At 41.7% G+C, this 8,960-nt stretch carries 7 protein-coding genes; all 7 read left to right on the forward strand.

Annotated elements, in window-relative coordinates:
• A partial coding sequence (locus VK664_RS23520; protein WP_461401160.1) for a glutamate ligase domain-containing protein occupies positions 1 to 367 on the forward strand: 367 nt, incomplete at its 5' end.
• Between the two features lie 59 nt (positions 368 to 426).
• Positions 427 to 1,674 (forward strand): FtsW/RodA/SpoVE family cell cycle protein, encoded by a 1,248-nt coding sequence (locus tag VK664_RS23525; protein ID WP_461401161.1) that lies wholly within the window; start codon positions 427 to 429, stop codon positions 1,672 to 1,674.
• A gap of 155 nt (positions 1,675 to 1,829) precedes the next feature.
• A complete protein-coding gene (gene murG, locus VK664_RS23530; protein ID WP_461401162.1) occupies positions 1,830 to 2,942 on the forward strand; it encodes an undecaprenyldiphospho-muramoylpentapeptide beta-N-acetylglucosaminyltransferase in 1,113 nt (370 codons plus the stop codon).
• A complete protein-coding gene (gene murC, locus VK664_RS23535) occupies positions 2,939 to 4,321 on the forward strand; it encodes a UDP-N-acetylmuramate--L-alanine ligase (RefSeq protein ID WP_461401163.1) in 1,383 nt (460 codons plus the stop codon). The genes murG and murC overlap by 4 nt, the downstream gene beginning before the upstream one ends.
• A 244-nt stretch (positions 4,322 to 4,565) precedes the next feature.
• On the forward strand, positions 4,566 to 5,570 hold the full coding sequence (locus tag VK664_RS23540; RefSeq protein WP_461401164.1) for a cell division protein FtsQ/DivIB: 1,005 nt from the start codon (positions 4,566 to 4,568) through the stop codon (positions 5,568 to 5,570).
• Positions 5,571 to 5,650: 80 nt separating this feature from the next.
• A complete protein-coding gene (ftsA, locus tag VK664_RS23545) occupies positions 5,651 to 7,105 on the forward strand; it encodes a cell division protein FtsA (protein ID WP_461401165.1) in 1,455 nt (484 codons plus the stop codon).
• A 518-nt stretch (positions 7,106 to 7,623) separates the two neighbouring features.
• A partial coding sequence (gene ftsZ, locus VK664_RS23550; RefSeq protein ID WP_461401166.1) for a cell division protein FtsZ occupies positions 7,624 to 8,960 on the forward strand: 1,337 nt, incomplete at its 3' end.

Here is an 8,960-nt window from a genome sequence, read left to right on the forward strand (position 1 = left end):
CGACTCCAAGGCTACGAACGTGAACAGTACCTGGTATGCCCTTGAAAGCATGGAGCAGCCGACCATCCTGATACTGGGTGGAATAGATAAAGGGAATGACTATTCCATTCTTACTGACCTGGTAAAGGAAAAAGTGAAAGCGATAGTTTGCCTGGGTACAGACAACCGGAAAATTCATGAGGCTTTTCAAAACGATGTTCAGCTGATAATGAATACCAGCAGTGCCGAAGAAGCAGTGAAAACTGCGTTTCATTTTGCCAACAAGGGTGATGTTGTTTTGCTGAGCCCGGCCTGCGCCAGTTTTGATCTATTCAAAAACTATGAAGACAGGGGAACGCAGTTTAAGCAAGCAGTCAAAAACCTTTAGGAAAGTTATGAGTTATGAGTGATGAGTTAGTGATGAGTTATTGAGTGATGAGTTTTTTTATGAACGATTATTCTACCATACAGAAAAGTGCACTGAAAGAACTTGGTCAGAAGACCCAGGGTGATAAGGTGATATGGGCCATGGTGTTGTTGCTTGCATTGGTTTCAATGCTGGTTGTGTATAGTTCAACCGGGTTGCTGGCTTACAGGCTTAATAAAGGCAATACGGAGTTATATCTTTTTAAGCAAATTGTATTTATAGGGATCGGGGTGGCAATTATTTATTTTTCGCATCGCGTTAACTATACATTGTATTCGAGAGCGGCCCGGTTATTGTTCCTGTTGTCGATTCCTTTATTAATTTATACACTGTTTTTTGGAGTAACATTAAATGAAGGAAGCCGCTGGATAAGGCTGCCTTTGATCAACCTTACTTTTCAAACTTCAGATCTTGCAAAACTTGCCCTCTTTATGTACCTGAGCCGCATGTTGAGCAAAAAGCAGGATGTTATAAAAGATTTTCGAAAAGGATTTCTACCTGTTATAATACCAGTAGGTATTATTTGTATGCTGATTGCGCCGGCAAATTTGTCGACCGCTTTGTTAATCGGGGCAACTAGTTTGCTACTAATGTTTATTGGACGGATCAATATCAAACACATCTTACTAACGATTGGAATCGCAATGATACCGCTTGTGATGTTGGTTGCGTTATCTGCAGCTTATTATGATAAAGAGGCAGGCAAAAGCAAAGAATTACCGGCGATACTGGAATCAGGTCGTGTTTCAACCTGGATAAAGAGAGTACAGAACTTTGTTTATGATAGTAAGCAGATTGACAAAGATGAGAACTACCAGGTTAACCAGGCAAAAATCGCAATTGCCAAGGGTGGTCTTTTTGGCCTGGGACCCGGTAACAGCGAACAAAGAAATTTTTTGCCGCATCCATATTCCGATTTTATTTATGCCATTATCATTGAAGAGTATGGATTGATCGGGGGAGCGTTTGTATTGTTTATTTACCTGGTGTTTTTGTTCAGATGTATACGGATTTTTAGAAAATGCCCATATGCGTTTGGCGTATTCCTGGCTTTGGGTCTCAGTTTTACACTAGTGATCCAGGCCTTGATTAATATGGCGGTAACAGTCAACCTGTTCCCGGTAACGGGTGTAACACTTCCGCTGGTGAGCATGGGTGGTAGTTCATTTTTGTTTACCTGTTTTGCTATCGGGATCATACTAAGTGTAGCAAGAAATGTTGAACAGATGGAAGGGAAAGAAGGTTTAGTGCCAACTGAAGTTGATTAATTAAGGAATCTGGTCAGAGGAAAATTAACACAAAGTCTGATAGGAAGGACTTAATCCGGGTAGTTTAATAAAAAATAGAATCGTAAAAAGGATAACAATTTTAACCTGGTAGAAGAATCAGATAGATTAAAAAATAAGGTGAAGATTAATTGAAGGTGGCAAAAAAGATAATCATAGCAGGTGGTGGTACCGGGGGGCATATCTTCCCGGCTGTTGCTATTGCGAACGCCATCAAAAAAATTGATCCTTCTGCAGAAATACTTTTTGTAGGTGCCAAGGGAAAAATGGAGATGGAGAAAGTGCCGCAGGCTGGATATAAGATCATTGGACTGGATATTGCCGGCTTCAACAGGAGTTCTTTGATAAAAAATATTGGTTTGCCTTTCAAACTTGTGAAAAGTTTTTTCCAGGTAAGAAAGATAGTGAATGAATTCACGCCCGATGCCGTTATCGGTGTTGGTGGTTATTCCAGTTTCCCGGTACTACGTTATGCCCAGGCAAAATCGATTGCAACTTTTATACATGAGGCGAATTCATATGGTGGGAAGTCGAACGTATTATTAAGCAGGAAAGCAACCAGGGTATTTGTTGGAGGCGATGGTATGGAAAAGTTTTTTCCGAAAGAAAAAACACTGGTAACAGGAAACCCGGTGCGCGATTCGATAGTGAAATCCAGCGTAACCAGGGAAGAAAGCGTAGCATTTTTCAAGCTGGATCCTGCAAAGCCTATCGTTTTTGTAACTGGTGGAAGCCTGGGAGCACGTGGCATTAATGAAGCCATCGCGGCAAGTTTGGACATGTTCCTGGAAAACAATCTTCAATTGATATGGCAAACAGGAAAGGCTTTTCATCCAAAGGCTAAGGAACTGGTTGAAGGAAAACCCAATATTTCGGTGAACGACTTTATATCAAAAATGGAATATGCCTATGCGGCAGCAGACATTGTGATATCCAGGGCCGGTGCTATGGCCATTGCTGAACTTTGTGTTGTTAAGAAACCGGTTGTGTTTGTACCATTTCCATTCGCAGCAGAAGATCACCAGACTGCAAACGCAATGAAACTGGTAAATAAGAAAGCAGGGCTGATGGTAACCGACAAAGATGCGGCCAGCAAGCTGGTTGATGCTGTGGTGGAACTTTCAAAAGACAAAAACAAACAGGAAGAACTAAAACAAAACATAGCAAAACTTGCCGTAACGGATGCAGATGAAGTGATTGCAAAAGAAGTGTTGAGAGCATCAAAAGTTTTATTAAACGACGGAGAATGATGGATGTAAAAGATATATCAAAAATATATTTTATCGGTATCGGTGGTATCGGCATGAGTGCGCTTGCGAGGTATTTCCTGTTTCATGGTAAGGCTGTGAGCGGTTATGATAAAACCGAAACAAATCTTACTAAAGCATTGGCCGCTGAAGGTATTGATATCCATTATACCGATGATCTTGAACTGGCACCCAAAGACGCTGACCTGGTAGTGTATACCCCCGCTGTGCCTAAAAATCACAGCGAACTGAATTTTTACCGTGATAACAATTACAAGCTTTTGAAAAGAAGCGATGTGCTTGGTCTTATCACAAACAGTTCTTTCAATATTGGTGTTGCAGGCACCCATGGTAAAACAACTGTCTCGACCATGATCGCTCATATTCTGCGCGATACCGGTTACGGCTGTAATGCCTTTTTAGGTGGGATATCTGTTAACTACAATAGTAATTTCTGGAGCGATAAAAGAAACGTGAGCGTTATTGAAGCAGACGAATACGACAGGAGTTTTCTGAAGCTCAGTCCTGATATCGCAGTGATCACTGCTATGGATGCTGATCACCTTGATATTTATGGGGACGAGCAGACCATGCAGGATGCCTTTATTGAATTTTCAGGTAAGCTAAAACCGGGCGGTTTGTTGATCAGCAAATGGGGATTGCCACAATCAGAAAGGTTCAGTGCAGGCAATCATATCACCTACAGCCTTAACAATCCGGCTTCTGATGTTTACAGTGAACAAATTGTGATGAATCAGGGGACCTATCGTTTTTCTGTCAAAGCAAAAAAATGGAACTTGAATGATGTGATCCTGAATATGGGAGGAGCTCACAACGTGGAAAACATGATTGCGGCAATAGCTGTAGCTCATCAACTTGGGATAGAAGATGTAAAGATAAAAGCGGCAGTCGAATCATTTCGTGGAGTAAAACGCAGGTTTGAATACCAGGTTAAGACAGATCGGTTGGTTTATGTTGATGACTATGCGCATCACCCGGAGGAACTCCGTGCTTTGATTGAGGGCGCCCGATCCTTGTTTAAGGATTTTTATTGTGTGGTTATTTTTCAACCGCACTTGTTTACCAGGACGCGTGATTTTGCCAGCGAGTTTGCAACCAGTCTTGACCTCGCGGATCAAACAATATTGTTACCAATTTATCCGGCCCGGGAACAACCCATCCAAGGAGTGAATACTGAAATGGTGGTGAGAATGATGAATCAGAAAGGAGTTAAGATCCTGGAAAAACAAGAAATAGTTCGTTACCTGGAAACTGAATTGTTACCGAAAAGGGGTTCTGACAAACTGTTGATCATTACCGCTGGCGCGGGTGATATTGATACTGTTGTTCAGCCGGTGAAAAACTTGTTGAGCGACCTATAAATACTGTTGTTCAGCTGGTGAGAAGCTTGTTGAACGACCTTGACCATATAAAATAACATTGAAACGGGATAACATTGAAACGGGACGGCTAACCCGCCTGCTTGGTACCCATCTGACGGTCAGCAAAGACTGTTGGGTGGGACGCCGGTCAGGAAAAGCATAAGAATTTTACGAGCATAAGGCTTTAACATGAACGGGAGATTGAAATCAACATCAAAAATGAAAATGGTCTTCACAGATTAAAATGAGCATTAAAGGCAATATCAGGAAAATAATCTTTATCAGTATCTGGATCATTATCGGTTCGGCAACACTGGTATTGCTGATAGCTGCCATCAGGTCGAGAAATGACAAAACCTGCAAAGGCATTGCGATTGAGGTAAACGGAGAAAAGAAGGGAAAGTGGCTGCTCGACCGGAATGATATCATCAACCAGTTGACAAGTGATGGTGCTGAGAAGATCAAGGGTCGGGCTTTGCAAACTTTTGATCTTCGCAGGCTGGAAGAAAAACTGGAGAAACATATCTGGATAAAAGACGCAGAATTGTTTTTTGATAACAACGAAACATTGCAGGTGAAACTCGTTGAAAGAAAACCACTGGCAAGGTTTTTTACAACAGGCGGCAACAGTTTTTATATAGATGATGAAGGTAAAAGGTTGCCTTTGTCTGACAAGCTTACGTTGAAGTTGCCATTGTTTACGGGATTTCCTTATGAGAAAAATAATTTCAAATCAGGAGACAGTATCCTGGTAAATGGTGTGATGGCGATCAGCAGGTATATTGCTGCCGATTCTTTCTGGAATGCCCAGATCGCGCAGGTTGAAATTACGCCAGCGCGCAATTTTGAAATGGTGCCGACTGTCGGCAATCATATTATAGAATTTGGTTCAGGTGCAAATCCGGAAAAGAAATTTCAAAAGCTGATGACTTTTTACAAACAGGTAATCAGCAAAACAGGTATAAATAAATATGCCCGTATCAATGTTCAGTACGATCAGCAGGTGATCGGGATTAAGAAAGCTATGATGATCAGCAAAGCAGATTCAATCCGTGCAGTAAAGAACATCAAAGAAATGATTGAATCCGCGCAGGAAATGCAGCAGGCAATTGCTGATTCCTCCAACAACAATAATCCTACATACCCTATAATAAGCGCAGCGAACCCTGGAGATACAAAAGATCTTACCATCCAGAAAAACCAACCTGTAAAACCAACGCCAAAGGCAAGACTGCCGGCAAGAAACTGAGAATTGGCTCTGAATGAATGTGCAGTGTTCGCGAGTTCACTGCACATTTTACAGATCATTTGATCAATAAAACGGAAAATATGGAAACAAACAATGAAACAAACGAATCAAACAAGATACCCCCGGTTTCAACACCGCATTTTAACTATAAAAAGCAAATGATGAAAGAGAATCAACCCATAATCGTAGGACTGGACATAGGTACCACAAAGATTGCTGCCATTGCCGGCCGAAAAAATGAATATGGAAAACTGGAAATAATCGGGTTTGGCCGTTCAAATTCAAACGGCGTAAAACACGGCCAGGTATTGAATATTGATGAAACAATCAAGGCCATCAAACTGGCATTGGACAACTGTTATGCTTCAAACAGCGAACTGGAAATCTGTGATGTTTATGTTGGTATTGCCGGGCATCACATCAAGAGTCTCCAAACCCGTGGAGATATTGTGCGTCAGAATAATGATGAAGAAATCACTCAACGTGAGATTGATCAGTTGATTGCTGATCAGTACAAAACCTATATCCCTGCCGGTGATCAGATCATCGATGTAATTGCGCAGGAATTTACTGTTGATAATTTTCAGAACATACCCAATCCGATTGGTTATGGTGGAGTAAAGGTGGGTGCAAACTTTCATATTATCACCGGTGATAAAAATGCCATCAGGAATATCAACAGGGCTGTTGAAAAAAGCAATCTCAAAGCAAAGGACCTGGTATTGCAGCCGCTGGCTTCAGCTGCCGCTGTAATGGGACCCGAAGATATGGAAGCTGGTGTAGCCATTGTTGACATCGGTGGTGGTACAACTGATCTGGCGGTATTTTATGAGGGCATTTTAAAACACACTGCGGTAATTCCATTCGGTGGTGAAAATATAACGCTGGACATTAAGACCGGCCTGGGTGTTTTAAAAACACAGGCTGAGCAAATGAAGGTTCAGTTCGGGTCAGCATTGCCTGATGAATCAAACCGGAATGCATTTATTACCATCCCCGGCCTTCGTGGAATGCCCGTTAAGGAGATCAGTGTAACCAATCTTGCCAAGATTATTGAGTGTCGCATCAAGGAGATCATGGAATTTGTTGCTTATCATCTGCAACAGATCGGTATGGATAACCGAACCCTGAATGGTGGTATTGTATTGACGGGTGGCGGATCACAGCTTATGCATCTTCGCCAGCTTACAGAATACATCACTGGTTGCAGCGCAAGAATTGGATATCCCACAGAACACCTGGCAGTGGGTCACATAGAAGAGCTTGCCAAACCAACCTATTCAACCTGTATCGGGTTAATATTAAAGGGTTATAGTGATTATGAGCATAACCGTAAACAATTCAACAATGGGTTTAAGAAGGTTGCCGTGCCAAAAGAATTGATGAAGCAGCAAACGGATGGGGAAGAAGTATTGGTGAAAGAAATGCCCGAAGTGGTGAATATGGAATCTAGAAAAAATGTGAAAGATTTCTGGACAAAAATTAAAGACGGAATCATTGATTTGTTTAAGGAAGAAGACGATAAGAAGTTATGAGTTATGAGTTATGAGTTATGAGTTATGAGTGAGTGGTGAGTTGTGAGTTTGGACAGTGATCTTTGATTGATGATTAATAGCCTGGTTTGCAAATGATGTCGGCTTATTTTTAAGATGATTGAAATTATTTTCGAAATAACAAGATATTACAAACATTTATTTGTTCAGAATTCATTCTTGGCCTCATGTTGGTAGTAGAAGCAATCAATATTAATAATAACATAACACCCAATAAAGATTCATTTAAAGAAGCACTTTGAAAAATCACAAATGATCTGGTTGATGAAGAACTATATCAACAAACAACAATAACAAACAACAATAGCAAACATCAATAACAACAATAGCAATAACAACAATAGCAATAACCAACAACAATCAACAACCAATTTTGAAGCAATGAGAGCCCTGCCCATTGGGTTTGAAAGTCAACAGTTCATTTATACTAACCTGTAAAAAATAGTCTCAGAAGCTTTCCGGGAACGAGGAGGGCGATACGGGGCTGAAATTCTAAAGCTATGATTCATTTTGATCTACCAAAGGAAAAATCATCTATCATCAAAGTGATTGGTGTAGGTGGTGGTGGCAGTAACGCTGTAAACCACATGTTCAGTCAGAACATTGACGGAGTAAACTTTATCATCTGTAACACTGATGCGCAGGCGATTCATCAGAGTCGTGTGCCGAACAAGATCCAGCTGGGGCCGCATCTGACCCAGGGGCTTGGTGCCGGAGCAAATCCCGCGATTGGTAAACAGGCAACTGAAGAAAGTCTCGAGGAGATAAAAAGTATCCTGGAAGTAAATACCAAGATGGCATTCATCACGGCTGGTATGGGTGGTGGTACAGGTACAGGTGGTGCACCGATCATCTCCAAGATTTGTAAAGATCTGGGTATATTAACTGTTGGTATTGTGACTACACCTTTTTCTTATGAAGGCAAGAAAAGGCAGTTGCAGGCGGAAGCTGGTATCAATGTAATGAAAGAATATGTTGATACACTACTGGTGATCAGCAATGACAAATTACGTCATCAGTTCGGAAATCTGAAAATGAAGGAAGCATTTGCAAAAGCAGATAACGTATTGGCTACTGCTGCAAAATGTATCACGGATGTGATCAACAGCACCGGCCAGATAAATGTGGATTTCGCGGATGTTTGTACAGTAATGCGGAACGGTGGTGTGGCAATACTTGGAAGTGCTGCCGTTGGTGGTGAGAATCGTGCACAACGTTGTATTGAAGAGGCACTTACTTCACCATTACTTAATGATAATGATATCAAGGGAGCTAAATGGATCCTGATCAATATCAATTCGGCCGAAGGCGAACATGAGTTCACCATGGATGAAGTGGAGATCATACAAAATTATCTGTTAAGTCATGCCGGTGAAGGCACTGATGTGATCCTGGGATTAGGCTATGACAACACCCTGGGTGATAAGGTTGGCATTACACTGATAGCTACCGGTTTTGAGTATAAAGATCCTTTTGATAAGGTAGAGGCTAAAACACCTGTAAAGGAAAGAAACGGTAAAGTATTGATGCCGCTGATTCTGCCAAATGAAGAAACCGCTGCAGAAACGCTGAGGATGAAACAGGAAGTAGAGAAACTGGTGCCCGATCAACCGGCAGTTATATCACAATTTTCAATGCAATCAAATGAGCCTGCAATGAATGCAGCGTTGAACACATACGCTTCACCAAATGCATCAACTCATGAGCCGGCATCAATTCCTGCGTCCATGAATGTTTCGGTGAATTCGCCTGTTAATGCATCAATAAACCCGGCGGCGCCCGCTTCTACTGTTGTGGCAACAAATGTAAACCAGGCGGCCGAACAGTTCCAGGTGAC

This window comes from Flavitalea sp., from assembly GCF_035489435.1.
Classification (GTDB): Bacteria; Bacteroidota; Bacteroidia; order Chitinophagales; family Chitinophagaceae; genus DATHKG01.

What these genes read in the sequence shown, in the direction of transcription:
- VK664_RS23525 (WP_461401161.1), top strand. Translation starts at nt 427, where the DNA reads ATGAACGATTATTCTACCATACAGAAAAGTGCACTGAAAGAACTTGGT.
- murC (WP_461401163.1), top strand. Translation starts at nt 2,939, where the DNA reads ATGATGGATGTAAAAGATATATCAAAAATATATTTTATCGGTATCGGT.
- VK664_RS23540 (WP_461401164.1), top strand. Translation starts at nt 4,566, where the DNA reads ATGAGCATTAAAGGCAATATCAGGAAAATAATCTTTATCAGTATCTGG.
- ftsA (WP_461401165.1), top strand. Translation starts at nt 5,651, where the DNA reads ATGGAAACAAACAATGAAACAAACGAATCAAACAAGATACCCCCGGTT.